Annotated in this window: 18 protein-coding genes, 4 tRNA genes, 1 pseudogene and 2 CRISPR repeat arrays; of the genes and pseudogenes, 16 read left to right on the forward strand and 7 right to left on the reverse strand. The window is 66.1% G+C overall.

Annotated features, from left to right (window positions below; translation table 11 throughout):
* Nucleotides 1-28: 28 nt before the first annotated feature.
* From ACFVW6_RS21625 to ACFVW6_RS21635, 3 genes are all read right to left on the reverse strand, one after another.
* Nucleotides 29-103, reverse strand: a tRNA-Val gene (locus ACFVW6_RS21625).
* 1 nt (nt 104) lies between these two features.
* A tRNA-Cys gene (locus ACFVW6_RS21630) sits at nt 105-175 on the reverse strand.
* Nucleotides 176-216: 41 nt separating this feature from the next.
* Nucleotides 217-288 (reverse strand) — tRNA-Gly (locus tag ACFVW6_RS21635).
* 535 nt (nt 289-823) lie between these two features.
* Between ACFVW6_RS21635 and ACFVW6_RS21640 the strand changes: the two genes are divergently transcribed.
* Nucleotides 824-895 (forward strand) — tRNA-Val (locus ACFVW6_RS21640).
* Nucleotides 896-1,094: 199 nt separating this feature from the next.
* On the opposite strand, the gene ACFVW6_RS21645 is transcribed toward ACFVW6_RS21640, so the two are convergent.
* Nucleotides 1,095-1,292, reverse strand: a complete 198-nt coding sequence (locus ACFVW6_RS21645) for an excisionase family DNA-binding protein (protein ID WP_378831050.1) — start codon at nt 1,290-1,292, stop codon at nt 1,095-1,097.
* Nucleotides 1,293-1,925: 633 nt separating this feature from the next.
* Nucleotides 1,926-3,356: a CRISPR direct-repeat array (repeat unit 29 nt; unit sequence GTGCTCCCCGCGCGAGCGGGGATGAGCCC).
* Nucleotides 3,357-3,749: 393 nt separating this feature from the next.
* Between ACFVW6_RS21645 and cas3 the strand changes: the two genes are divergently transcribed.
* From cas3 to ACFVW6_RS21715, 14 genes are all read left to right on the forward strand, one after another.
* The gene (gene cas3, locus ACFVW6_RS21650; RefSeq protein WP_378831046.1) at nt 3,750-6,347 is read left to right on the forward strand and encodes a CRISPR-associated helicase Cas3'; all 2,598 of its coding nucleotides are present in this window, start codon (nt 3,750-3,752) and stop codon (nt 6,345-6,347) included.
* Nucleotides 6,337-7,875 (forward strand): type I-E CRISPR-associated protein Cse1/CasA, encoded by a 1,539-nt coding sequence (gene casA / locus ACFVW6_RS21655; protein WP_378831044.1) that lies wholly within the window; start codon nt 6,337-6,339, stop codon nt 7,873-7,875. The genes cas3 and casA overlap by 11 nt, the downstream gene beginning before the upstream one ends.
* Nucleotides 7,872-8,399: a type I-E CRISPR-associated protein Cse2/CasB gene (gene casB / locus ACFVW6_RS21660; protein ID WP_378831042.1), complete on the forward strand. Its 528-nt coding sequence runs from the start codon at nt 7,872-7,874 to the stop codon at nt 8,397-8,399. The genes casA and casB overlap by 4 nt, the downstream gene beginning before the upstream one ends.
* Nucleotides 8,396-9,628, forward strand: coding sequence for a type I-E CRISPR-associated protein Cas7/Cse4/CasC (cas7e, locus tag ACFVW6_RS21665; RefSeq protein WP_378831040.1), 1,233 nt, complete (start codon nt 8,396-8,398; stop codon nt 9,626-9,628). The genes casB and cas7e overlap by 4 nt, the downstream gene beginning before the upstream one ends.
* The gene (cas5e, locus tag ACFVW6_RS21670; protein ID WP_378831038.1) at nt 9,625-10,491 is read left to right on the forward strand and encodes a type I-E CRISPR-associated protein Cas5/CasD; all 867 of its coding nucleotides are present in this window, start codon (nt 9,625-9,627) and stop codon (nt 10,489-10,491) included. Before cas7e ends, cas5e begins: the two co-directional genes overlap by 4 nt.
* Nucleotides 10,491-11,177: a type I-E CRISPR-associated protein Cas6/Cse3/CasE gene (gene cas6e / locus ACFVW6_RS21675; RefSeq protein ID WP_378831036.1), complete on the forward strand. Its 687-nt coding sequence runs from the start codon at nt 10,491-10,493 to the stop codon at nt 11,175-11,177. Before cas5e ends, cas6e begins: the two co-directional genes overlap by 1 nt.
* Entirely contained in the window at nt 11,174-12,136 is a 963-nt protein-coding gene (gene cas1e / locus ACFVW6_RS21680) for a type I-E CRISPR-associated endonuclease Cas1e (protein ID WP_378831033.1), read from the forward strand. The genes cas6e and cas1e overlap by 4 nt, the downstream gene beginning before the upstream one ends.
* A gap of 40 nt (nt 12,137-12,176) precedes the next feature.
* Nucleotides 12,177-12,509, forward strand: coding sequence for a type I-E CRISPR-associated endoribonuclease Cas2e (gene cas2e / locus ACFVW6_RS21685; RefSeq protein ID WP_378831031.1), 333 nt, complete (start codon nt 12,177-12,179; stop codon nt 12,507-12,509).
* 161 nt (nt 12,510-12,670) lie between these two features.
* A CRISPR array of direct repeats spans nt 12,671-14,526; the repeat unit is 29 nt; unit sequence GTGCTCCCCGCGCGAGCGGGGATGAGCCC.
* Nucleotides 14,527-15,036: 510 nt separating this feature from the next.
* On the forward strand, nt 15,037-17,061 hold the full coding sequence (locus tag ACFVW6_RS21690) for a hypothetical protein (RefSeq protein ID WP_378831029.1): 2,025 nt from the start codon (nt 15,037-15,039) through the stop codon (nt 17,059-17,061).
* Nucleotides 17,042-17,794, forward strand: coding sequence for an FAD-binding oxidoreductase (locus tag ACFVW6_RS21695; RefSeq protein WP_387792579.1), 753 nt, complete (start codon nt 17,042-17,044; stop codon nt 17,792-17,794). The genes ACFVW6_RS21690 and ACFVW6_RS21695 overlap by 20 nt, the downstream gene beginning before the upstream one ends.
* 731 nt (nt 17,795-18,525) lie before the next feature.
* On the forward strand, nt 18,526-19,563 hold the full coding sequence (locus ACFVW6_RS21700) for an ABC transporter ATP-binding protein (protein ID WP_378831028.1): 1,038 nt from the start codon (nt 18,526-18,528) through the stop codon (nt 19,561-19,563).
* Nucleotides 19,560-20,342 carry an ABC transporter ATP-binding protein gene (locus ACFVW6_RS21705; protein WP_378831026.1) on the forward strand — a complete coding sequence of 261 codons (783 nt, stop codon included), beginning with the start codon at nt 19,560-19,562 and terminating at the stop codon, nt 20,340-20,342. The genes ACFVW6_RS21700 and ACFVW6_RS21705 overlap by 4 nt, the downstream gene beginning before the upstream one ends.
* Nucleotides 20,339-21,391, forward strand: coding sequence for an ABC transporter permease (locus ACFVW6_RS21710; RefSeq protein ID WP_378831023.1), 1,053 nt, complete (start codon nt 20,339-20,341; stop codon nt 21,389-21,391). Before ACFVW6_RS21705 ends, ACFVW6_RS21710 begins: the two co-directional genes overlap by 4 nt.
* Nucleotides 21,388-22,245: an ABC transporter permease gene (locus ACFVW6_RS21715; RefSeq protein WP_378831021.1), complete on the forward strand. Its 858-nt coding sequence runs from the start codon at nt 21,388-21,390 to the stop codon at nt 22,243-22,245. Before ACFVW6_RS21710 ends, ACFVW6_RS21715 begins: the two co-directional genes overlap by 4 nt.
* Here ACFVW6_RS21715 and ACFVW6_RS21720 read toward each other — a convergent pair.
* The 3 genes from ACFVW6_RS21720 to ACFVW6_RS21730 all read right to left on the reverse strand — a co-directional run bounded on the left by ACFVW6_RS21720 (nt 22,239) and on the right by ACFVW6_RS21730 (nt 25,732).
* Nucleotides 22,239-23,561, reverse strand: a complete 1,323-nt coding sequence (locus ACFVW6_RS21720) for an amidase (protein WP_378831019.1) — start codon at nt 23,559-23,561, stop codon at nt 22,239-22,241. The genes ACFVW6_RS21715 and ACFVW6_RS21720 overlap by 7 nt on opposite strands.
* 76 nt (nt 23,562-23,637) lie before the next feature.
* Nucleotides 23,638-24,111 carry a nucleoside deaminase gene (locus ACFVW6_RS21725; RefSeq protein ID WP_378831017.1) on the reverse strand — a complete coding sequence of 158 codons (474 nt, stop codon included), beginning with the start codon at nt 24,109-24,111 and terminating at the stop codon, nt 23,638-23,640.
* A gap of 28 nt (nt 24,112-24,139) precedes the next feature.
* Nucleotides 24,140-25,732 carry an ABC transporter substrate-binding protein gene (locus ACFVW6_RS21730; RefSeq protein WP_378831015.1) on the reverse strand — a complete coding sequence of 531 codons (1,593 nt, stop codon included), beginning with the start codon at nt 25,730-25,732 and terminating at the stop codon, nt 24,140-24,142.
* 464 nt (nt 25,733-26,196) lie between these two features.
* Between ACFVW6_RS21730 and ACFVW6_RS21735 the strand changes: the two are divergent.
* Nucleotides 26,197-26,541 (forward strand): annotated as a pseudogene (locus tag ACFVW6_RS21735) (FMNH2-dependent monooxygenase); the annotation flags it as partial.

A 26,541-nucleotide genomic window follows, 5' to 3' on the forward strand; every position in this document is an offset into this window, starting at 1 on the left:
GGCCCCGGTCGAAACCGGGGCCTTCTTGTGGTGCGCGATACTGGGATTGAACCAGTGACCTCTTCCGTGTCAGGGAAGCGCTCTCCCGCTGAGCTAATCGCGCGAGGTGGAGACGGGAATCGAACCCGTGTGCACGGCTTTGCAGGCCGTTGCCTCACCACTCGGCCACTCCACCGCGCAAAGGAGGATGGACATGAATGTCTAACCTACCTCTCGAGCGGATGACGGGATTTGAACCCGCGACCCTCACCTTGGCAAGGTGATGCGCTACCACTGCGCTACATCCGCATTCGCACTTCCGGAGGCTGTCTGCCTTGCGGCTTGGCTGCTCTCCGTGGTGCGAGGAAAACATTAGCCGACGGTCGGCGCAGACTACAAATCGGCTGGTAGATGGGCCTAAATGTGAATTACAGGGGTGTTGTTCGGTCGTCGGCAGGGGTGTGGCGGCGGTGGATGCGCGCCGAATCGTCCGTGACGGTTGCGGCTGGAGGTCGGACTTCCCGGGCGGGCGAGCTCGCGATCGAGCTGCCGCTCGCGACGCGGTGGTCGGAGACGCCTCGGCAGATGTGCGCTAGCTGGACGGCCGCCTCCCGGTGGCGTCGCCTCTGATGGGTCGACCTCGACCATGAAGAAACGTAGATATGCGCATCAAACATTCACCCGCTGTAGCCTGGCTTTGTGTTCGCGCATACGCGGCGGTCCACAGAACAGGCTTCGGACCCCGAAGCCCCCGTTCACGAGGCGATTTGGTGTCACCCGGGTGCACCGTGCTAATGTTCCATCTCGTTCGAGAGGCCCTCCAAAACCTCTCGACACAGTGTTCGGTCCCATAGCTCAGCGGGAGAGCGTCCGCCTCACACGCGGAAGGTCGCTGGTTCGAAACCAGCTGGGACCACTCTAAAACCGCAGGTCAGGGCCTTATTGGCGATGGCCTGCTTTTTTCGTGCAATATACGTGCAATAGCGGGCTCACGTCGGGGGCCCGAAGCTTCTGTCATGCCGTGCTGCTGACTCGCGCGCACCTCACTGGATCGTGATTCGCGTCACAGCTCAATTTGTTTGGATGCGCGAGAAGGTGGGCTCTGCGGTGCAATGTCAGTTGATCGGTCGCATCGCCGCGTCGATGTCTTCGAGCGCGATCCGGATCTGGCCGCGAAACCTGTACGCGGGAAGTGCGCCGTCCGCGATCATCCTTCGGATGGTGTCGGTACTGACCCCAGCTCGTTCGGCGGCGAACTTGATGGATACATAGCGGCTTGGGTTCGAACTGCGTTTCGGGCTACGCCGTGACATCGCGGATTGCCTTGAGACGAGGGTTGTGAGGCGAGCCGTGCGCGCAGCCGTACTCCCGGCCGATGATCTCCTCGTAGCATTCGAGGTCTGCGGTACGTGAGGAAGCTCGCCGTGCAGGGTTCCCCTCAACTACGACAGCCACGGCCTGCGGCCGTGTTGAAAGGGACACGGCCGCAGGCCTCGTCGATCGCAGTGGCTGGCCGGCTTCCGTGAGTCGTGAAACATCCAGGTAGTGCATCGGGCGCCTATTCGTCTGCCCGATCAATGGCTCTTCCCCTCCAGGAAACCCGAGATTGGGTGACTTCGCCAGTATCTGTGAGTTGGCGACGACTTGATCGCCGCTCCGTGCAGCACAGATCCGGCTGGGCAACTCTGCCACTCGATGTCAGGCGGAGGAACACGCAAGAATCTGCTGCGCTCGGGTCTGCTGTGGCCGGGGTGTGGACGTTCGGGGTCCTCGTGGCGCTCGACTCCGGCCGGAGCCAGGCTTCTGCGGTCAGTCAAGATGGGTGTGCTTTGGGGTCTTATGGGATCCGCAATAGATGGCGGGACAGGGCCGAAGTATGTTGGAGGCTGGTGGTGGAAAGTGAATGTAAATCGGGTGTTTGGCGTGTAAACCTGCAGGTTAAGAAGGTGCTCCCCGCGCGAGCGGGGATGAGCCCGGTTCCAGGATCACATCCACCCGCACCGTGGCGTGCTCCCCGCGCGAGCGGGGATGAGCCATACAGCACCGACACTGGCCAGCCGTGCGTGATGTGCTCCCCGCGCGAGCGGGGATGAGCCCGCCAGCGTCCCGCCGCCGAAGATGATGCCTGGGTGCTCCCCGCGCGAGCGGGGATGAGCCCCGGCCCGAACTCGTCGACGAATACGGCTTCGAGTGCTCCCCGCGCGAGCGGGGATGAGCCCTCACCGCGGAACGCGCGGTGCGCCTCGCGCTGGTGCTCCCCGCGCGAGCGGGGATGAGCCCGAGTTCCATCAGCTGGCAGAGGACATCGAAGCGTGCTCCCCGCGCGAGCGGGGATGAGCCCTTCTCGACCAGATGGGCGGGTCGGGTACGAAGGTGCTCCCCGCGCGAGCGGGGATGAGCCCGCTCGGCGACATCGGCGACGCCTGGGTCCGGCGTGCTCCCCGCGCGAGCGGGGATGAGCCCTCGCTGGTCGAGCCCGGAATCAGCCAGTCCACGTGCTCCCCGCGCGAGCGGGGATGAGCCCGGCACCAGGAACCCGCCCGCGGTGTCGGTCAAGTGCTCCCCGCGCGAGCGGGGATGAGCCGAACCCGTCGATCGCGGTCTGCACGCAACCTTTGTGCTCCCCGCGCGAGCGGGGATGAGCCCGGGAGTGCCGTGTCTGCCGCGCGCTCGCGCCCGTGCTCCCCGCGCGAGTGGGGATGAGCCCTACGTCGACCCGACGATGGACCGCCTGCTCGCGTGCTCCCCGCGCGAGCGGGGATGAGCCCTGGACCGCCGACACGGGCCCGTACCCGGGCAGGTGCTCCCCGCGCGAGCGGGGATGAGCCCGACCACATACACATGGCTGCGGTCCTCGTCCGTGCTCCCCGCGCGAGCGGGGATGAGCCCCGAACCGCGGTGCCGCGCCGGAGTGGCGACGGGTGCTCCCCGCGCGAGCGGGGATGAGCCCACCTGCGGCGCCGGCGCCGATCGACTGCTGGAGTGCTCCCCGCGCGAGCGGGGATGAGCCCGGTCCTGCACGGGCTCGATCTCAACGATTGGCGTGCTCCCCGCGCGAGCGGGGATGAGCCCTAGTAGAAAAGCACGAGCAAGCTATCGAACGTGTGCTCCCCGCGCGAGCGGGGATGAGCCCCAACCGAAGGTGATCGCGGTCCGGGTGACACGGTGCTCCCCGCGCGAGCGGGGATGAGCCCCACCGGCATCCATACCGCGAACACGGCGCAAGGTGCTCCCCGCGCGAGCGGGGATGAGCCCTGCATCGCCTTGCCTTCGGCATCCCGGAACCCGTGCTCCCCGCGCGAGCGGGGATGAGCCCTCTGCCGGTGATCGCGCGTCGGGTCCCGGAGTGTGCTCCCCGCGCGAGCGGGGATGAGTCCGCTCACGACTACTGCCGTCCTGCGCCAAGTGCTTTCCCAGGCGAACGGAGCTTGTATCCAGTGCACCACCTTCTGCCCAGTCGTCGATTACGGCACCACGCGTGGTAGCGGGTTTTCGACGAGTTTCGCTGGGGGAGTGTATGTGTCACCAGTCGTGGGTAAGGTCGGCAGTCGCGTTGACTGGGCGGGTTCGCGAAGGGGGAGCAGTGGTTATTCTTGCGGTGGCTCGGACATGTGTGCAGCAGCGCACGCGAATACTGCTGGCGGACGTGATATCTCGCGGCACGAGAGCGGAGCGTTGGTTGTCCACGGGTTGTCACATCGTGAGACCGTGTCTCTCAGCAGCCGGAGTATGCCCTGCGCCCCAGAGTGTTTGCGTCCGATCGTGGCGCTGTGGCTGACCTCTGGGGTAAGCGGTCGGGACTGCCGCGCTCATACCCGCTGAAGTGGCATCTGCACGACACGGCTGCAGCGGCTCATGTGTTGTGGGATGTGCATCTACCTGCCGGAGTGCGTGAGTGGATCAGCGGTCAGCTCCGATTGAGCCCGGAGGACGCGCGCCGGTTCGTGGCGTTCTTGGCTGGCTTGCACGATGTCGGCAAGGCCTGCCCGTGCTTTCAGAACCAGCATCCTCCGCGGAACGCGGTGGGTTGGATTCATCACGCCACTGTCACCTATTTGACGTTGCCGGAATTGCTTAGCTACTCCGGCCGGGAGCATCGAATCTCGGTCCGGTCGAGCCCGTATCGGATGGCGGAGCTCCTCGGCGGGCACCATGGTGTGTTCCAGGTGTGTGACAAGGGTGCACTCGGCAGACGCACCCCTCGTCAGGAAACCAAACTCGGCGGTACGGCGTTTCATCAGAGTCGGCGTGAGCTTGTCGACGGTCTGCGGTCGGTGTTGGGTGACCCGACGATCCCGGAGCGCATCGGTGGCTCTCTAGCTGGTGTTCTGGCGGGTTTCGTCATCTTGGCCGACTGGATCGCCAGCGACACCGAATGGATCAAGACCTCTCAGCTGTCGGCGCCCGCCGATCCCATACAGCGCTGGCGCCAGACCATCTCGTCGATGCGAAGGCGGCTGCCGGACTTGGGGTTGGGGGTGCCCAACCTGGCTGATCTGGTGTCGATCGAGTTGCTGGTCGGGGGTCCGGCGAATCCGTTGCAACGATCGATCGAGCATGACTTCCATCCGCCCGGTCCTGGATTGCTGGTGATCACCGCTGGCACTGGATCAGGGAAGACCGAAGCCGCTTTCGTCGGCGTGCATCGATTCGGAGTCGCGACCGGGCGCCCGGGAATGATCATGTGCTTGCCTACCCAGGCAACCACCAATGCGATGTGGATGCGCGGAACGGCTTTCGCGGGCGCGGCCGCCTCCTCGGATCGTCCTGTGACGCTGGCTCATACGATGAGTGCGTTCTTCGAGCCTTACCGTGACTATTGCGCCGATGATGTCGTGATGGGCTGGTTGAACGGTCCACGTAAGCCCCTACTGGCGGGCATGTCGGTAGTCACCGTCGACCAGGTGCTGCTCGCGGCACTGGCGACGAAGTTCAACATGCTCCGTCTGTGGGGGCTGCTGGGCAAGACTTTGGTCGTCGACGAGGTCCATGCCGCTGACCCGTACATGCTCACGCTGCTCGCCCGCCTGCTGTCGTGGTGCGGTTTCCTCGGGGTACCGGTGATCATGATCTCTGCGACACTGCCCCGCCACATCACCCGCGAACTGGCGGCCTCCTATCTCGGCCATCTCCACGACGCCGCATCGCGCGCCCTGGAAGAACTGCCCTATCCCGGCTGGCTGTACGTCGGAGCCGACGGAATGGTTCAACGCCCGGCCCAGGACTCGGTGTCCCCGATGCGCGCCTTCGGCCGACGGCCCACCCGCATCGACTACTGCCGGTATCGACCGGGAAGCCGGGTCGACCGCATCCTCGGTCACCTCCAATCCGCGGTGGCATCGCGGGGGTGTGTCGCGGTGGTGTGCTCGACAGTGGCCTCCGCGCAACGCACCTTCGAACAGATCAAGACGGCACTGAACTCACCCGGTGGAGCCCCCTCAGGGGCCACCCCGCTCTGGCTGCTACATGCTCGCTTCCCTTACCAACAGCGGCTGCAGATCGAAACCGAAGTCATCACCAGGTTCGGCAAGCATCCCACGGAACAGCATGGGCGGCCCGAGCGTGGAATCGTTGTAACGACCACGATTCTCGAACAGTCACTCGACGTGGACTTCGACCTGGTCATCAGTGATTTGGTGCCGGTCGCGCAGCTGATCCAACGTCTGGGCCGGGTGTGGCGGCACTCTGGCTATACCCGGCCGGAGTGGGTGTCGAAGCCGACACTGGTAGTGCTCGACCCCGAGATCGCCGGCTTCCCACCCGAGTGGCTCAGCATCTACCCGGAGTACGAACTCGCCGCGACGCGACGGCTGCTCGCACCGCTGGGATTGGACCTGCTCGTCCCCGATGGCGTGGATCAATTGGTCCAGCAAGTACACAACCGCGACCTGCCCCCCATCGACAGCGCTGAGGCGACTGCGTGGAGTAAGCGCAATTCAACAGCGCTCGAGCGGAAGTCGATGGCTGGGTTCGTCACGATTCCGGCGCCCCACCATCTCGGGGATCTGATCGAGCTGACCGATCCACTTGTTGTCGAGGACGATGTGGACGCTTCGACGCGCCTCGGTGTCGACAATGTCTGGCTGATACCGCAGTACACCGACACCGACGGCAGGCATTGGCTCGACGCGGACCATCGCATCCCGTTCCCTGTCGGCAGTCTCAGCGACAGTGACGTGATGACCGTGATCGCGGCGTCGGTGCGGTGCCCACTCGGCTGGGTTCGCGGGTGGGACAACCCGTACCGAACGCGGTGGAAGAAGACACCGTTGGTCAACACCTACTTGTTGCCTGCTCCGCGGCATGGCGGCTTGTATCTCGACCCTGAGCTCGGCCTGGTGAAAGAAGGTCTCTCCGATGCCCTTTGATCTTCGTGTCGAACCCGCGATTCCTGTGTTCGCCTCGGCAACCGCAGGTTCCGGCCAAGACGATGTGGAATGGGTGGGCTTGCGTGAACTGCTGGTGAATGCACACCTCTGTGCCGACCTCGCCATGACGAGCCCGCCGGCCGCCGCAGGGATGCTGCGCGTGTTGTTCACGATCGCGGCGAGGATCACCGGCCTCGACAAGGCGACGACTCGACCCGAGTTCGAGGAACGCCGACTCGACGTCGCGGAGTCGGGTCAATTCGCAGTCGACGCGATCGACGGGTACCTGAATCGACCGGACCTGGACGGGCGCTGGGATCTGTTCGACCCGGTGTGGCCGTGGCTGCAAGACTCGCGTTTGACCGAGCAAGCACAACGGAAGCCGGTCAATGTGTTGGATCCGACCAGACCGGCCGACAACACACCGATCTGGTGGCAGCACACCTCCAACACACATGCCCCCGACATTGCGGCACCGTATGCGCTGCAATGCCTGCTGGCCCATCATTGGTACGGCTCCGGTGGCACCGGCGGGACCCGCACGGTCGGGCCGGTGAGCAACCAGCACATGTCGGCTGGCCCTTTACGCGGAACCGTGAGCTTCTACCCCCTGGGCCGCAACTTGTTCGAGACGTTGATCGCCGGAATTCCCTCCCCCGGCACTGCGCAGGGAGCCGGCGACGACCTTGCTCCCTGGGAAGTACGCAACCGACACGACCCACTCGCCCAGCCGCCGGAGGCGACCTGGCCAGGCGGACTCCTCACCGGCCAATCCCGTCATGCCGTTCTGATGGTCCCCACGGACGACGAGAAGTCGGTGTGTGGCTGCTACTTGACCTGGTCCAGCAAAGACCGTCACCTGCCGATCGCCGATCCCTACACTATCCAGGACCGGGTCAACGACACCTGGCGGGCGCGCTCAGCACAGGCTGCACGAGCAGTTTGGCGTGATCTGGATGCCTTGCTCGCCGACCGGGAAGGCCAGCGCCGACCGGCGGTCCTCTCGGCGACCTCGACCCTGCCTATCGACTGGCAATCGGCGCTACGAGTCCGCGTGCACGGCTGGGACCAGGATCGACAGTCCACAGACCGGTTGGTGTTCACCGCAACTACACCGGAGTTGCTGCGGTGGTCCTACGAGAACGATCCCGATGCCGCCGATGGCGCCGCCGAACTTCATGCGGCGGCAGAAGATGTTCACGATGTGCTGTGCACCGCGTTGCGGCGGGCCTACCGGAATCTCGGGACGGGAAGTTCCTCGGCGCGTAGGCAGGACGACATCCCGTGGATTGCTCCAGCGCAAGCCTACTATTGGCCCGAGTCGGAGGCCTTGTTCTGGCAGCTCCTCGAGCAGCGCCGATTCGACCGGACCTATCAGGCGTTCCTGGGGCCGGCGTTGCGGGCCGTCGACGCTGCCACCAGACACCTCGGCCACCATCCCGCGGTCGCCCGCGAAACCGCAGGTGTCGTCACCTACCTGCGTCGATTCGTCGCCAAGAAGAACCCTCCAGCGAAGGAAGACCAGTGACGGCAGCCCCAGGCAACATCAAGTTCGTCGAATACATCGCCGACCTCACCGACGACCTCGGTGTTCGTGCGGCGTTGCGATCAGGGCTCGGCCGCCCGGTCGAGCGCGCCGACCGGATGCACGCCTATCTGGCTCCGTGGACCACCAGCAGCAAGCCGCACGAAGAAGCTGTCCGCTACACGGTGGCATCGCTGATCGCGCACAGGCCTGCGGGTGCGATTCCGGCCACGGCGCCAGGAAATATCGGCGCCAGCATCGCCCGCTACACCGCGGTCGCCGCCAATACTCGTGAATCCTCGGTCCACCTGTTGAGCCGCCAGCCCGCAGGGGCACTGTGTCGAATGCTCACCCGCATCGTGGTTCCGATGCGAAGCGACGACGTCGCAGTCGATTTCGCCGCTCTGCTGCAGGACGCGAACCGGTGGCCTCGGTACCGCAACGACACCGCCCGCCGGTGGCTGCAGGCCTTCTACCGCACACAAAGCCTCGACCAGGACGTTGAAACATCCCTGGCCCCACAATGATCGGCCACCAGCGATCGGTCGTGCCGCACCAGCTCGTCACCACATCAGAGAAAGGGAACCAGGTGTTCCTCGATATCCACGCGCTGCACACATTGCCCTACTCCAACGTCAACAGAGACGGACTCGGAAGTCCCAAGAGCTGCATCTACGGCGGAACTCAACGAATCCGGGTCTCCAGTCAGAGCTGGAAACGCGCAGCACGGCTGGAACTCGAACGCCGCATCGACTCACCGACGGTGCGCACACGTCAGATCGCCGTCGAAGTTCAGACACTGCTCGTCGAACAAGGCTGGTCACCCGATGATGCCCGCCGGGCAGGACGCGCCCTTGTCGAAGCGTACGGATTGACCGCCGAGGACGATACCGACATCACCAAAGTCCTGCTGTGGTTGCCGTCCACGGTGACCCTAGACCTGGCGGATCTGGCCAACGAACACCGCGAACTGATCACCGCCCTTCCCCTGCCCGAACTCGACGCCGCGGGCAAACCGAAACGGCTCTCGAAAGCGGACAAAGAAGCCAAGGTCGCCGCCACCAAGGCCGCGGTGTCCTCGCTCGCCCGACCGGTCTCTCAGATCCTCAATCAGCGGAGTTCCACGATTGCGCTGCTCGGACGAATGCTCGCTGACACCCCTGAACACACCGTCGACGGGGCAACTCAGGTAGCACATGCCTTCACCGTGCACGAGGCAGCCCCGGACTTCGACTACTTCACCGCAGTCGACGACCTCGCGCCCAACTCCGGGGCCGGCCATCTCGCGACCGCCGAATTCGCCTCCGGGACGTTCTACCGATACTGCACGGTCAATATCGCCCAGTTCGTCGACCAGCTCGGTGACTTCGAGACCGCACTCGAGGTTGTCGAGGCATGGACCAGAACGTTCCTGACGGTCGTGCCATCGGGCAAGGCCAACTCCACCGCCGCGCACACTGCCCCGGACCTGGTGTATCTCGCGGTGCGCGCAGCACCGATGTCGCTGGCCGGTGGATTCGAAAAACCCATCTATACCAACGGTGACGGCTACCTCGACCGCGCCATCTCCACACTCGACAACTACACCCAACGCCTGCACCGCTTTCTGGGAGACCAGGGATCGTGGTCCGGGCATTCCGGCACAACCGATATCGACACCAACGGGCTCGGCACCTACTACGCCTCGCTGGCCGACCTGACCGCCCACGCCTCGGAAGCCGTCCGCGACGCGATGGCAGCCAAGGCCGCAGTATGAGCGGACTCGTGCTGCGGCTGTCAGGGCCGATGCAGTCGTGGGGAACACGCTCTCACTGGAACGTTCGCGAAACGTTGCCGCACCCCAGCCGGTCCGGTTTGATCGGCCTTCTGGGCGCGGCGCTGGGACACGACCGACACCAGCCACTGGACCGCTTCAGCAGCCTCGAATTCACCATCAGAGTCGACCGAAGCGGGCAGTCGATCGCTGACTTCCACACTGTCGGCGGCGGTCGACCCCGCGAGCAGACACCGCCGACGGCCGGCGGCGGACGCCGAGCTGAAGGCAAGACGACGATCATCTCCGAACGGTATTACCTGTCCGATGCCGCTTTCACCGTGGCGGTCAGCAGCAGCGACGACGAGCTGATCACCGCTCTCGAGACCGCTCTTCACGCCCCGACCTTCGGAGTCCACCTCGGCCGCCGATCATGCCCACCTGCGGGCCCGCTGTTGATTACCCGCGACAGCGACCCGGCCACCGCACTGTTCGCGACAGTGCCGCTGGCAAGAGAGAAGCCACGCGATGCCGACTCGGTGACAGTCGAATTCATCACCGAGCATCCGCCCGAAGGTACAGCGCCTGTGCGCAGATACACCCAGCCTGCACAGCCGCTGAGCTTCGCAGGTCCGCGCGCCTACCAGCCCCACACCACATGGCACACGACCCACGAACTGCCTGCGACGCTGTGCGCCGGCCTCGGAACCAGCTACCTCGACGCGCTCATCGACTACCGCGAATCCCCACCGGCACCGAAGAACACCCAACGACGGGAACACGATCACCGTGCCAGCGCCGGAATCGCAGCGACCAAGACCACCACCAAGCCTCACGACCCGTTCGCCGCGCTGGGAGGCGCCTGATGTACCTGTCGCGAATTCCCCTCAACCCCGCGCGCCAAGGCACCCGCCTGTTCCTGTCCTCACCCCAGGTCACCCACGCCGCGGTCCTGGCCTCCTTCCCACCCTCCGACCACACCGACGGCACCGGTCTGGTCGGCGGCGGGCGTGTGCTGTGGCGGATCGACCGCTCCGAGAACACCATTCACCTCTACGTCGTTTCCCCGACGCGGCCGGACTTCACCCATGTGGTCGAACAGGCAGGGTGGCCGACCACCAGCACCTGGGCGACCCGTGACTACCGAGACCTGCTCGACGACCTGGCCGCGGGGCAGCGGTGGCACTTCCGGCTCACCGCCAATCCCGTGCGCCGAGCCATGGACCGCGACCGCAACGACCCGAGCGAACGCGGCCGAACCACCGGTCTCGATGCCGAAGGCCAACTGCAATGGCTGCAGCGCAAAGCCATCGACCACGGTTTCGAGCTCGGGCAATGCGTCAGCGGCGACAGCAAAGAACCCGATGTCGTCATCACCGACCGCAGATCGGTGACCTTCCAACGGCATGCACAGAAGGTGTCGCTCTCGACTGCCACGTTCGAAGGCACTCTGCAGGTCACCGACCCGCAAGCACTGCGTGGAGCACTCATCGGTGGGATCGGGCGCGCGAAAGGATACGGCTGCGGGCTGCTGACGTTGGCGCCGGCGTGAAAGACATCCCCGGTACACGGCCGCCACGGATCGGGGAACTCGTCCGGGCACGGGATCGGTTGTCGTTCATCTATATCGAACGCGCCACCGTGCACCGCGACGCCAACGCGATCACCTCCACCGACGAACGCGGAGTCGTCCACATCCCCGCCGCCGCCATCGGCGCTCTATTGCTGGGGCCGGGCACCAGGGTGACCCATCAGGCGATGATGTTGCTCGCCGAAAGCGGATCGACGGTCGCGTGGGTGGGGGAGCGGGGCGTGCGCTACTACGCCCACGGCCGGTCGCTGGCGCGCAGCTCCCGTCTGCTCGAAGCGCAGGCGGCGGCGGTGTCGAATCAGGCCAGCCGCCTGCGGATCGCGCGGCAGATGTATGAGATGCGGTTCCCCGGCGAAGACGTCGCCGGTTTGACCATGCAGCAGCTGCGGGGGCGTGAAGGTGCCCGCGTACGCCGGATCGACCGCGAGCACGCCCAGCGCACCGGGATCGAATGGCAACGCCGCGACTACAACCCGAACGACTTCGGCGGATCGGATCTGGTCAATCAAGCACTCTCGGCTGCCACGACCTGTCTGTACGGTGTGGCCCATGCGGTGATCGTCGCGCTCGGCTGCGCTCCAGGACTCGGGTTCGTCCACACCGGACACGAGCGGTCCTTCGTGTTCGATCTGGCTGATCTGTACAAGGCCGAGTACGCGATCCCGGCGGCGTTCGATGCCGCAGCACTCCTCGCGGCCGAGGGCGGCGACGACATCGGAGGCATCACCCGTCGGGCAGTCCGCGACGCGGTCCATGCAGGAAACCTATTGGCCCGCTGCTGTTCCGACATCTACGAGCTACTCATGCCCGACCGTGACGGCGACGCCGAGGAATGGGACAGCGACGTCGTGGAACTGTGGGACCGCAAGGGCAACCTGGCAGCGGGAATCTCCTATGCCGATGAGGACCCGCCGTGGTAGTGCTGGTCCTGACCGCCTGTCCCGCAGGCTATGTGGACATTTGACCCGCTGGTTCCTCGAGATCAGCCCTGGCGTGTTCGTCGGGGTGGTCAGCGCGCGGGTGCGAGATCTCGCCTGGCAGCGCGTGATCGAACTCTGCAAGGACGGCCGAGCGATCATGATCCACACCACCCGCGGCGAACAACGGATGGCGTTCAGAACCCACCGCCATGATTGGGAACCGATCGACATCGACGGCGTCCATCTCATGCTCCGCCCGCACACCAGTGACGGTAGTGGTGGGAAGGCACGGCCGGGCTGGAGCAAGGCGAGCCGGTATCGCCGTGCCCATCAGGCGAAGCGTGGGCGGTCGGGCGATGAGGACCAGCCGTAGGCTGGAGGTTTCGTCGGACATGGCGCTACCACGAGGTCTTTGCCAGGTCGCCACCGAGTCGGTGGATTTCCTCGACGATTGTGTAGGGCCGAGGTGTGGGTGGACGATTGAAAGTGAATGAAATTCGGTTGATTGCGTTGTAAACGCGCAGGTCAATTAGTGTGCTCCCCGCGCGAGCGGGGATGAGCCCTCTAGTCGCCTCGTAAAGGGGTCTGGCCTTGCGTGCTCTCCGCGCGAGCGGGGATGAGCCCCAGCGCGACGGCCGACTGGACAATGGCGCCGTGTGCTCCCCGCGCGAGCGGGGATGAGCCCGGCGCACTGATCCTGGAGGTCCAGGACAAGAGGTGCTCCCCGCGCGAGCGGGGATGAGCCCCAGAAGTTGCCCCACTCGTCGCGTGTGGTCATGTGCTCCCCGCGCGAGCGGGGATGAGCCCCACGGACCTGGAGGACTCTCCGAGACCCTGCTGTGCTCCCCGCGCGAGCAGGGATGAGCCCAGCGAGGTCTCGCCGAGTTGTTCTGTGCGGCCGTGCTCCCCGCGCGAGCGGGGATGAGCCCCGGTTGACCTGGGTGATCTCCGGCTCGACGTAGTGCTCCCCGCGCGAGCGGGGATGAGCCCCACACGATTTGGAGAGCAATCACATGAGCATCGTGCTCCCCGCGCGAGCGGGGATGAGCCCAGGGTCGACATCGAGGCCCGGATCACCAACGCGTGCTCCCCGCGCGAGCGGGGATGAGCCCGTCCACATCACCGCGCAGACGGGGTGGATGTTGTGCTCCCCGCGCGAGCGGGGATGAGCCCGCCGACATCAGCGGGATCGGTGCGGGCGAGACGTGCTCCCCGCGCGAGCGGGGATGAGCCCTAGCGAGACGTATGCTGTAGCCAATTCCAAGCGTGCTCCCCGCGCGAGCGGGGATGAGCCCAGGCCGTTGAACGAGGTCACGCCGCCACCAACGTGCTCCCCGCGCGAGCGGGGATGAGCCCCACGCAGGGCACGGCAACGCGGCAGCCTCCGAGTGCTCCCCGCGCGAGCGGGGATGAGCCCGATCACCGTGGACGACACCCTGGCCGCCGCCGGTGCTCCCCGCGCGAGCGGGGATGAGCCCTCGTCGGCGTGGCCCGCCGTGACGAACGCGATGTGCTCCCCGCGCGAGCGGGGATGAGCCCATACACCAACCGGTCGGTTTCTCTATCTGACCGTGCTCCCCGCGCGAGCGGGGATGAGCCCGCGAACCAGAGCAGGTAAGCGACAGTCGATTTGTGCTCCCCGCGCGAGCGGGGATGAGCCCCTCGTACCATCTCGTTGTCTACACCAATGTCTGTGCTCCCCGCGCGAGCGGGGATGAGCCCGACCCGAAAAACGGCGGCGGCGTCGGCAACGTGTGCTCCCCGCGCGAGCGGGGATGAGCCCACCAACACCGAGCACATCTTCACGCTCGGGCAGTGCTCCCCGCGCGAGCGGGGATGAGCCCGACGAGCGCTGCTCGCCGGGCTCGGGATCGGAGGTGCTCCCCGCGCGAGCGGGGATGAGCCCTCGCCCACGTTGACCGAGCCGATCATGGACAGGTGCTCCCCGCGAGCGGGATGAGCCCCGGCCCGGCCCCGGCGCACGAACCGACCTCAAGTGCTCCCCGCGCGAGCGGGGTGAGCCCAGGTTCGAGACGAACATGTCGTTGAGCGGATCGTGCTCCTCGCGCGAGCAGGATGAGCCCTGGACCGGGTCCGGCTGCATCTGCGAAGTGATGTGCTCCCCGGCGCGAGCGGGGATGAGCCCGCCGCACCAGCGTGCTGGTGGTCGCGGGCCCGGTGCTCCCCGGGCGAGCGGGGATGAGCCCTCGTGCAGTACCGCCTGGCGTACCTGAACCTTGTGCTCCTCGCGCGAGCGGGGATGAGCCCGCGATCAGCTGGATACGCGCGGATCGGATCGTGTGCTCCCACGCAAGCGGGGATGAGCCCCGGACCACCGAGATTCCGGTGTGGCCCGGGGGTGCTCCCCGCGCGAGCGGGGATGAGCTCCTCGGGTTCTCTGTGTCCTCTCCCGTACAGATCCGGGCTGGCTCGTCTGCGTCCAACTCCCACTGAACGAGGTGTCCTGCGCCCACGCTCATCAGCCGCCGGACTGCAAACCGTCGACCTAGCGCCATTGAGGCCCTCTGGCCAAGACCAGTCCGTAGCCGGCCGTGGTGATCCCGGTACGGCCGATTTCGCAGCCCACCCCGGCATGCCACACTCGGAACGGCAACCATCTAGCTTGTGTCAGAGCCTGTGCGCGGCCGATTACCCAATCACGAATGCCCCGGACTCGCATTGCGAGTCCGGGGCATTCGGCGTTCTGGTGCGGGCGGGCCAGTTCGGGCTGGCGGGAGGTCGTCGACCACAGGCCCGTCGGCGATGTCAAGATGGCGGTGGAGCCTGGCCTCCGATAAGCGGGCCGAATCGGCGGTCAGCATCAGCGTGTCGAATTTCGGCTGGTGCCTGTTGGAGCGACAGTATGGTGTCGAAATCGGTTCGGTGGCAGGCTATTGCGGGTGAACGAGATGGGGCCCGGTGGTGTGCGCTCGCTTCCAGCGTTGTTCAAAGTAGCGGCGTGGCTGTATCGGAAGTGGCGGCCGGAAAAGCACGCGCGTGTCTTGGCGCAGCGAGCCGAGGACCTAGCCGGTGCTGTGGATAAGGCTGAGTTGAAGCTGCAGCAGGAGCTCCGTGCGATGCAGGGCTCGGGCTCGTTTATGCCCGTGATGTTCACCGCCGCCGATCGGCTCCAGCCCGGGAGTGTGATCTCGGCCGAGGTCGATGACATCGCCAGCTACTTCGAGCTGCTCGACAACCCGCGGCGCATGGTTGTTCTCGGCGATCCGGGTGCCGGCAAGACCGTCGCCGCGACCTACCTTGTCCGCGGTCTGATCCAACACCGCCGCGAACTGCACCCCGAGACACTCCGTAGTGCCGAACCAGTACCGGTCCGGGTCAACACCGCCGGATGGGACGGCGCGCAGCAGTTCTCATCCTGGCTGGTCAACCGGCTGAACCTCGACTACCAACTGCCGAGCGTCCTCGGCGCGGAGATGCTCGACAGCCGGATGATCCTGCCCGTGCTCGACGGCCTCGACGAAATGGACGACGACATCACCGACGGGGCACGCGCCCGAGCGCTGCTGGACCGACTCAACGACCGCGAATGGGCACACCGCCCCGTCGTCGTGTTATGTCGCAGAACTGAATTCGCCCACTTCAGACAAGTCGGGGGCGACAACGGCCTGCACGGCGCGGCCACTGTTACTCTCGACCCGCTGCCCGCCGACCAGCCCGCCGACTACCTCTCCGACTACCGGGATCGGATCGAAGCCACACACCCTGCATGGGAGCAGATCATCACCCACGTGCGCGAGCATGCCGATCCCGAATACGCCGACAGTCCTCTGGCCGGGGTGCTGCGTAACCCGTGGATGCTCGGCTTGACCGCCGCTACCCTGCACCGCACACCACAAACCGCTGCGACCTTACTCGACTGCACCACCCCCTACGCCGTGCGCGACGGATTGTTCGCTGCACAGATCCCCGCCGCGATCTCCGGCACCCACGACACCGAACAGCACCGCAGATACACCCCCACCAACGTCGAGAAGTGGCTCCGCACCCTGGCTCGTCACCTCGAACATCGGCGAGACACCGGCGGCAACGGCACTTCCATCCGCCTCGATGAAATCTGGGAAATCGTCGGCACCACCCGTATCCGTGTCCTCCATGGACTGATCGCTGCACTCATAGCTGGGCCCACGTTCGGGCTCGTCATCGGGCTCATGGTCGGGCGCGCGGTCGGACCTGCGGCCGGGCTCACGGCCGGGCTCGCGTTCGGGCTCATATTTGGGCTCGGGGCCGGGCTCCAGAGATCACTCGCAAGGCGCTTTGCCTGGAAAGTGCCTACGCGTACGCGGTGGCCGTCCGGTCTCGCGTCCGGGCTCGCGATCGGGCTCACGTTCGGGCTCGCGGCCGGGCTCACGTTCGGGCTCACGTTCGGGCTCGCGATCGGGCTCGCGACCGGGCTCGCGATCGGGCTCGCGACCGGGCTCTCGTTCGGGCTCACGACCGGGCTCGAAACCACCGCCGAGGATCAGCTCGCTATTGGGACCGATGCGCGACGGCTGATTCGCAACGACCTGCAGTCATCGCTCTTCCACGGTGCAACGACCGGAATCGCGGCCGGGCTCATGAGCGTGCTCGTGATCAAAGCCACGATCGGGCTGCCGGGAGGCCTCGTCGTCGACCTCGTGGCCGGGCTCGTGGGCGCGCTCATCGCTACGCTCATCATCGCAGTCGTGGCCGGGTCCGCTAGTGTCCGCTTCTTCCTGGCCGCACTTCTGTTCAAGATCACCGCAGACTTTTCGGACCACCCCGCCACTTTTCTCGCATGGGCGAACGACAGTGGCCTGCTTCGCGTCAACGCCTCCGCCTACCAGTTCCGCCACCAGACTTATCAGCAGTGGCTCCTCCGACATCCCGGCACGACGAGCCCCTCGTCGGACGACGACGAAACCGCTGCTCAATTGTCAGCTTGAGGCAGAGCCCAGATCTAACCGCCCGAACACTTCTCCCGAAACCACCTCGGCATGCACGACACCCTACGCGGCGTCCTCGAGCCTGCCAGCATCGATTCGCAGTGGTGGCCAAGGACTTTCGGGGTCAGCGTCCAACAACGGAGGCATCGTTATCGACCTCGGCTCGCTGAACTCGGTGACCCTCACCGACCCCGACTCCGGGCTGGTCCGCGTCGGAGCGGGCGCGCGATGGTCACAGGTCGCCTCGGCCCTGAGCCCGCACGACCTGGTGATCAGCTCCGGTGACCACGGCAACGTCGGGGTCGGAGGTCTGGCCACCGCCGGCGGAATCGGTTGGCTGGTCCGCACGTACGGCCTGACCATCGATCACGTCCGCGCCGCGACCGTGGTACTGCCCAGCGGAGAGGTCGTTCGCGCCGACACGACCGAGCCCGACCTGTTCTGGGCAGTGCGCGGCGCCGGGTCCTTCGTCGTCACCGACTTCGAGATCGAGGCGATGCGCCTACCCGGCACCCGGGTCGGCCAGGTGATGATCGAGATCGACAAGGAAGGCTCGTCACTGCGCCGCTGGTCGGACTTCATGGCCGACGCACCACGCGAACTGACGATGAGCGGCATCCTCACCTCCTCCGGCAGCAACCTGATCCTCGCGATGACCGCTGTTGTGGCCGAACAGGACCCGCGGGTCGCCGCCGCGGTACTCGCGCCGCTGAACGAGCACCGCGGGACCTAACGTGGCCCGATGACGCCGGCCCGCTACACCGAACTGATGCCACCCGGCCACATCCACGCCAACCTCGGCCAGCAGGCCACGACAACGACCAACGCCCTGTTCCCGGGCATCGGCCCGGGCTCTGGTCGAAGTCGCAGGGCATCGCAACCGCCCGCTGCTGCAGGTCCGCGGCATCGGCGGCGCGGTCAACGACGTCGCCGCCGATGCGACGGCGTACTCGCACCGAAGCGCCGAGGTCCTCGTCACCGCGACCCTGTTCCCGCCGCACGGCGATCGCGCGCTGGGGCAGGCAGTCGCCCCACGGTGGCCCCATGCGCTCGGCGCCTACCGTAACTTCGAAAGTGCGCATACCGCAGACACTTTCGTACGCGCCTATCCAGGTGCAGCCGGTTCACGGTACGGGAGCTCGCCGCTCGCTACGATCCCGACAACCTACTCACTCCGCCTAATGCAGCGTTGGGGCTCCCCGCCTGAGCGCGCGATCGATGGTCAACGAACAGAGAGTAACTCCGCGAGCTAAGCCGTGCTGGAATTCGTAGGCAGAGGTCGGAGATATATCTTTGGGAACCTGCATTGCGTGAGTTAATTCCGTATTGCGCGAGGCATCGGAGTGAAATTCCTTCGAGTCGCGTAATCGGGTACGCACAGGCACGCCACATTGCCGAAACGCATCGTTGATTAGCTGATTCGAGAGCCAGCCCGGACATCTGTGAAAGCTCGGTGATTCGACCATGACGACGACGACTGCGCGGTCAGCCCCCGCGATCGAGACGACAACCGCTGCCCCGCTGGTCGAGATCTCCGGCATGTCGGTGACGTTTTCGGCCCGTGCCGCGTCCGGTACCGGAGTGCGCGCGGTCGACGACTTCGGAATTCGGATCGTACCGGGCGATCGGGTGGCGATCGTCGGCGAATCCGGATCGGGAAAGACCACGGCCTGTATGGCGATCGCAGGCTTCCTGCCCTACCACGACACGACGGTCGGGGTACGCATCGCCGAATTCGACGGCGCTCCGATGGAACTCGGGTCCGCCGGTAATCGGATTCCACGCAGACGACCCGGCGTGACAATGATCTTCCAGGACGCGATGACCTCGCTGGATCCGGTGTGGCGAATCGGGAGTCAGTTCAAGGCTGCGATCCGCGGCGCCGGAACGCGCGGGCGAGCCGAACAGCGCGACATCGCCGAACACTGGCTGCGCCGAGTAGGCCTGCCCGATACCGAGCGTGTCCTGCGGTCCAGGTCCTATGAGCTGTCTGGTGGGATGCGACAGCGCGTGATGCTCGCGCTGGCGATGTGCAGTTCACCTCGCCTGTTGATCGCCGATGAGCCGACCAGCGCACTCGATGCCTCCCTCGCCCGCGACACGATGCAGCTGATCCGTGATCTCGTCGACGAGACAGGCACAGCGTTGCTGATGATCAGCCACGACATCGAGCTGACCCAACGATTCTGCGATCGCATGGTGGTGATGTACGGCGGGCACATCGTCGAGGAAGGCGCCGCCGGACAGATCCGGGCCACCCCTCGCCATCCCTACACCGCCGCCCTGTTCGCCAGCGTGCCCACACTGGCTCAGCTGGACGACGAGCAACTTCCGACCATCGCGCCCGCTCCGGTGCCGTTCCCCGATATCTCGCGACAGGGTTGCCCGTTCCGGTTCCGCTGTCCCCGCGCGAGTGCCGACTGCGAGGTGATGCCCGGCGCCGCGACGGTGCCAGGCACCGACACGATCGTGCGCTGTTGGCATCCGCTGGAGGCCCGATGAGCGAGCAGCGTACCCGGGGCAAAGATGTCATCCTGCAAGCGATCGATCTCTCGAAAAGCTATGGTCGCGGCCGGAATCGGACCACGGCATTGCAGCCGATCACCCGCGACTTCACCGGCGCCGAGCGACTCGGGATCATCGGCGAATCGGGGTCGGGGAAATCGACGCTGAGCAGGTTGCTGGCCGGACTCGATACCCCCACCTCGGGGACGCTGTATTGGAACGGTCGCGACGTCGCCACATTGATGCGTGGTGAGCGGCGGCAGTTCAGGCGTGAGGTCCAGTACATCGCCCAGGACACGTCCTCCTCGTTCGACCCACGCCGTACGTTGCTCGACAGCATCCTGCAGCCGCTGCGCCGGCTGTCCGGGCTTGCCGACCGCGCGGCGATACACCGGGCGCGTGAGGTGATGGCGCTGCTGGCGCTGGACGCCGACCTGGCCGACGGGCTGCCCGGGGATGTCTCCGGCGGGCAGCGTCAGCGGTTCGCGATCGCGCGGGCACTCGTCGTTCGCCCCTCGATTCTGCTGTGCGACGAGGTCGTCTCCGCACTCGACGTCTCGGTGCAAGGTTCGATCCTGAATCTGCTCACCCAGTACTGCCGCGACGAGGAAGCGGGACTGATCTTCGTCTCCCACGGCATTCCGGCCACCGCCTTCGTCGCCGAGCACCTGCTGGTCATGCACGGCGGCGCGGTAGTCGAGTCGGGCGCCACCGGCGAGGTCGTGCGCATGCCCGAGCATCACTACACCGCACAGCTGATGGAGACAGTTCGATGAACGACGTCTCGGCACGGCTGGCGCGCCACCGATGGTGGCTCGCCCGGCTCGCCGGATTGCCGGTGCAGATCATCGCGTTCGCCGCGGTGGTGTTCTTCATCGTCCACGCCCTGCCCGGCGACCCGGTCCTGGCCATGACCGGCGGACGACTCACTCCAGAACAGCTGGAGCTGGCGCGCGAGCGGCTCGGCCTCGACCGATCCCTCTGGGCGCAGTTCCGTGAATTCATGACCGGTGTAGTGCATTTCGACCTCGGCCAGTCGACCGCGACCGGGCGCCCGGTGACCGAGAAGCTGTTCGAGGTGCTGCCGGCGACGGTGGAGCTCGCCGTGGTCGGACTCGCGTTCACCGTGCTGGTTGCGCTGGTCCTCGGTTTCTGGCTGATGACGCACCCCACCGGAATCGTGGCCCGAGTGCTGCGCGGCTATCTCGGATTCGCCGGTGCGCTCCCGGATTTCGTCGTCGGCATCGTATTGATCTTCGTGTTCTACACGACGTTGCACCTGGTTCCTGCGCCGATCGGCAGACTCGACCCGCTGATGTCGGCACCCGAACGGGTGACCGGATTCCCTTTGCTGGACTGTCTGCTGTCCGGTGACACGGCCGCCCTCGCGTCGATGAGCGCCCACCTTGTCCTGCCGATCTCGGCGCTGGTGCTCTATCAAGCTCCGGTGCTGGTCCGATTGCTGTCGCACGCGACCGACGACGCGATCGCCGCACCGTGCACGTTGTTCCGCGTCTCCTACGGCGCGCGGCGATCGACGATCTGGCTCAGTGTCTACCGGCGGGCCCTGCCCAGCATGGTGTCGATGCTGGGGACCATGCTCGGCACGCTGCTGGGCGGAGCGATAGTGCTGGAGAAGCTGTTCGGGCTCGGTGGGCTCGGGAAATTCGTCGTCGACGCGGTGTCTGTCGCCGACGCCACCGCCATTCGCGGATTCCTCGTGGTGGTCGGTGCGATGACCTTGATCGCGTTCCTGCTGGTGGACGTGACGAACATGCTGCTGGATCCACGCCGGCGGCCGGGAGCTGTGGAGGCCGAATCATGAGTGTCGACTCCGTCGCCGCACAACCGGCGACCGAGCGTGCGTACCGGCGCTGGTTACGCCGATACGCACGCTGGATTCCCGTGGGTGTGCTGGTGCTGATCGCGCTGGCCGGTCCGGCACTGGTACCCTTCGATCCCCAGAAGGTTGTGGCCGCGCCTTCGCTGCCGCCCGGCGCCGAGCATCTGATGGGCACCGATTCGGTCGGGATCGACGTCTTCTCGGCGACGATCGTCGCCACCCGTCTCGATCTGCTGATCGGATTCGCGGTCACGGTGCTCGCCTCGACGTGGGGTGTGGCGAGCGGGCTGTTGATCGGGATGACCGAGCAGCGCCGAAGCCTGCTCGGTCGTGGTTCACGCACATTGGCGCGGGCCATCGAACTGTCGAGCTCGCTGCCGCCGATGGTGTTCGCCCTTGCGGTGGTGGCCTTCGCCGGGCCGACCGCGCTCTCGTTGACCCTCGTCGTCGCGGCGGGCCTGACACCGAATCTGACCCGCCTGGTCCGCACCGAAGTGCTGAAGGTGCGTGGCGACGCCTATCTCGACGCGGCCCGGCAGGCCGGACTGGGGGAGGCCGGGGTCGTGATCCGGCATGTCCTGCCCAATACGATCTGGCCGGTAGTCGAGACCTTCTCGATCACCTTCGGTTCGGCGATCATGTTGACCGCCGGTCTCGGGTTCCTCGGTGTCGGTGTGCCCGCACCGACACCGGAGTGGGGCACGATGATCGCGCGCGGGGTCGCCGATGTGTCCTTCGGCCGCTGGTGGGCGGCGTTGTTCCCGGCGATGGCGATGGCGATCTCGGTCGGCTGTGTCGCGCTGGCGACCCGGCGTGGTGGCAGGCGGTTTCACTGATCGATCGCGACGGGTGGGCGGGGGCGAGCCCTGACCTGCTCGAATCGCCGTGCCAGCTCGAGGAGTTCGATGTCGCGGTGTGGCCTGCCGACGAACTGGATGCCCACCGGTGTCGCGTCGTCCGACAATCCGGCGTACACCGAGACAGCGGGTTGGCCGGTGAGGTTGAACGGGGCGGTGAAGGTGCAATGCGCTGCCAGATCGGTCTCCGGCCGCCAGTCGTCGATCCGGGCCGCGGGCAGGGCCACCGTGGGCGTGCACATCGCCGCGAGCCCGTGGTCGCGGAAGGTTTTCGAGACCGCGGACCGGACGATGTCGCGTGCGGTCCGCGCATCGCGCAGCGCGGACGGTTCGACAGCGGCGCCCGCGGCGAGCGCGCGCAGAACGGCGGGCGAGTAGGCGTGCGGGCGTGCGGCGAGGAGCTCGCGGTGTACGGCGTAGTTCTCGGCGGCGGCGAGGACGCTGAACGCCTCGATCGCGTCGACAAGTTCGGGCACCGGCACATGCACCGGATCCAGTCCCGCCGTGGCGAAGTCGGCCAAACTGGCACGGTAGACGCGGGCCACTGCGGGATGGACGGTGAACCTGTCGAGATCGATGACGCCGACCCGCACCCGATCAGGGCCGACGCCCTGGACTGTCGACGGCTGCTGGCCGTCGACCATGATCCGGAGTAGGACCTCGCTGTCCGCGACGGATCGGGTGATGAACCCGACATGCTCGAGCGAACTCGCGCCGGGGACGATCCCCGTGCAGCTGATGAGGCCGGTGGTCGGCTTGTAGCCGACCACACCGTTCATGGCGGCGGGCACGCGAACCGATCCGCCGCTGTCGGTCCCGAGCGCAGCGAAGGCGGTGCCCAGAGCCACCGAGACGGCCCCACCCGCGCTCGACCCACCCGGGAACCGGCTCGCGTCCCAGGCATTTCGGGTGGGCACCTCGGTCAGGCCGAACCCGAACTCGTGAGTGTGCTGCTTGCCGAGCACGATCGCGCCGGATGCGCGTAACGCGGCGACCGCGACGGCATCGACCGCCGGCACGTAGCCGCTCAGCCCAGATGACCCTGCGCGGGTGGGGAAATCGACGGTATCGAAGAGGTCCTTCACCCCGATCGGTACACCGCGGAGTGGACCACTGATCTGGATCGCGGCGGCCCGCGCCGCCGCGTCGAAATCGAGTGCCGCATACGCATGGTGCCGGTGCTCGGTCTGCGCCACGCGGACTTCGACGGCGTGGACTAGGTCGATCGGTCGAATCCTCCCCGACGCGAGGAGCGCGAGTACGTCGGTCAGGTCGAGGTCGCACAGTTCGGTCATGGATCACTCCCACAGGGCAAACGACAAGAACCGGCGTGCGACTGCTCACGCAGCGGCACGCCGGTCCGGCGGGTGGTCAGAAGAGGGATTCGGCGTGCTCCGGGAGGTAGCCACCGTGTACGAGTGTCGTGCGCTCACCGGCGCCGAGCACTTCCGCGCAGGTCAGCAACAGGCTCGGCGGGCGCGAATCCGTGATCTGGTCGGTCATTTCCCGCCACCGCCGCGAGGCGAGGGCGAAGACGACAGTGCCGATCCCAGCACTGAAGATCGCACCCGAGCACATCGCGCACGGCTCGCAGCTCGCGTAGAGCGTCGAGGTGCTCAGCTGCTCGCGGCTCACCGAGGGGGAAAGCAACCGCACCAGCCGGGTCTCGGCATGATCTGTGCAGTCACCTGTTTCGTTGACGGTGTTGTAGGCGGCGCCGAGTTCGGTGCCTTGATCATCGAACAGCACCGCGCCGAACGCGAGGTTGCCGAGTGCTTTGCCCTGCGCGGCGACCTCGATCGCCCGTATCAGGCCGCGCGTGTCGACCGTTGTCAGCTCACTCATCTGCGTGTTCCTTTCCACGTTGGACCGGTCAGCCCTTGCGCACGATGCTGAAGTCGATGGCACTGTCACTGCGCGGTGCGTACCCGGTGATGCCGGCGCGCACCGCGTCGGAGGGATAGAGGTAGGCGAAGAACGCCATCGGCATTTCTGCCCGCATCACGCGTTCGACCGCGTTCCACGACTGCATCGCCTCCACCGAGACCGCGTCGGGATAGGTCAGCGCGGTTCCCATCGCGGTGTAGAACGCCTCCGATTCCCAGTTCGCCAAGTTGAACGGTGAACCACGGTCGGTCCACAGCCGGAGCTGGTACGGCGGGGTCATGACCATCGCCGAGTCGCGGTCCAGGAAGGCCTGGAACTTCGCCGTGCTGCGGCCGGCGGCGTAGTCGGCGGGGGAGAGCTGGTTAACCTTCACGTCGAATCCGGCGTCCTTGGCGAAGGATTGGATGACCACGGCGGCGTCGACCGCGTCGGGCACGCCACTGCTGACGGTCAGCGCGAACTGCACAGGCTGTTTGATTCCGGCGTCGCGCAGGATCTGCTGTGCCTTGGCCGGATCGTAGGCGAGCGGCTCCACACCTCGGCCGTCGTAGTTCTGGCTGTCGCGGCTGAGCACCTGCCCCATCCGGGAAGCCCGGCCGCGGAAGACCTTGTCCACGATCTGGTCGTAGGGCACCGCGTAGCCCATCGCCTGCCGGACCGCCGGATTGTCGAACGGTGCCTTGGACGTGATCATCGGCATCTTCATGTGCTGGTTGGTGGCCAGCTCGAAGGTCTGTACCGACTTGTTGGCCTTGAGGTCGTTGAGCTGCGCGGGTAGCAGATCCAACGCCATGTCGGCGTCTCCGGCCTGCACCGCCGAGGCTCGGGTGCCCGCGTCGGCCACGATGCGCATCGTGATCCGCTTGACCGCGGGCGCGCCGAGCGCGAAGTCCGGGTTGGCGGTCAGGACGACGGATTCGCCCTGTGCGTGCGACTCCACCTTGTACGCGCCGAAGCCGGTGCCGGAATTGCTTTTCGTCCAGGTGACGGCATAGGGGTCGGCAGCCGATGCCTTCGATTTCAACAGCGTGGAGTCGAAGATCGGGGTATCCATATCGGACAGCAGCGACAGCACGGTGACGCCGTCACCGGATCGCTTGAGCCGCAATGCCACCGTGTGGTCGTCGACCTTGGTGAGCTGTTCGCCGAGATTGTCGACATAGGGTTTGAAGACGAATTTCGCCGCAGCGGTCTCGGTGTTGAAATGGCGTTCCATCGACCACAGGACGTCGTCGGCGCTGAGTTCGTTCCCCGCCTGACTGCGCAATCCCTTGCGCAGGTGGAAGGTGTAGAGCAGGCCATCGGGGCTGACATCCCAGGATTCGGCCAGCAGACCCTCGAAATTGACCCAGTCCTGTTCGAGCAGTCCGGTGGCCTGGTCGGTCACGTAGCGATTGCGAACCAGGTTCGCCTGGGTGTTGGCGATGACGAAACCCTGGCCGCGCCCACCGGTTCCGCCGGAATCCTGGGTGTAGGTGCTCGGGTCGTCCGAGGCGAGCACGACCACATCGGTCGGCGAGGACGTGCCGGAGCCACCTGCACCCGCACACGACGTCGTCAGCAGGGCGACAGCGGTCACCACTGCCGTCAGCGCGGCCGTCGAACGCGTTCGCGATATTCGTACCGGTGGCGCGCTCCGGGCGCCGAGTCGCAGCGGCATCAACATCATCCATCTCCTGAATTCGCTAGGCACAGCGTTGATGGCTTGTATACAACAGGAGCAGAGTTACGTCGTTGTGACGATCGGACTGTTTTCCGAGTTGCGCGGCCGGGCGGTGGCGCAACGGGACCGTTTCCTGCGGGCGGTCGATCGGTGTCGGGTTGCCGGAATCGCCCACTGCCAGCGTATCGACAAGAACTGATCGCGGCTCGACCACCCGCGCGGCGCGGCCGCTGCTGCGGCGTCCTTCTTCACGCGGGGTACACGGAGTGGATACACGGCGGAAACCGGCCACGCCTACTTTGTATACAAACATCGCGAGGGTATGTCGCGCTCAGCTATCGCCGACACCGCGGTGACGATCGAAAGGACTCCCCAACACCATGTTTCATCTCGGTTGGTTCATCGGATCCGGATACAGCCTGCAGCGCTGGAACGCCGATCCGTGGATGGGCAGTCCTTGGGCGGGTACGAACCGGCGGGATTGGATGAAGCCCGACATGTACGTCGACATGGCCGCATCCCTGGAACGCGCCGGCTTCGACTACATCCTCATCGAGGACACTCTCATGCTCGAGGACGCCTACGGCGACTCACTCGAGGCGACGCTGGCGCACGGATTCCACGCGCCGAAGAATGATCCGGTGCCGTTGGTGCCGTTGATGACTCAGCGGACGAGGCATATCGGTGTGGCTGTGACGTTGTCGACGAGTTTTTATCATCCGTAT

The sequence above is a fragment of the Nocardia sp. NPDC058244 genome (genome assembly GCF_042882065.1).
Classification (GTDB): Bacteria; Actinomycetota; Actinomycetes; order Mycobacteriales; family Mycobacteriaceae; genus Nocardia.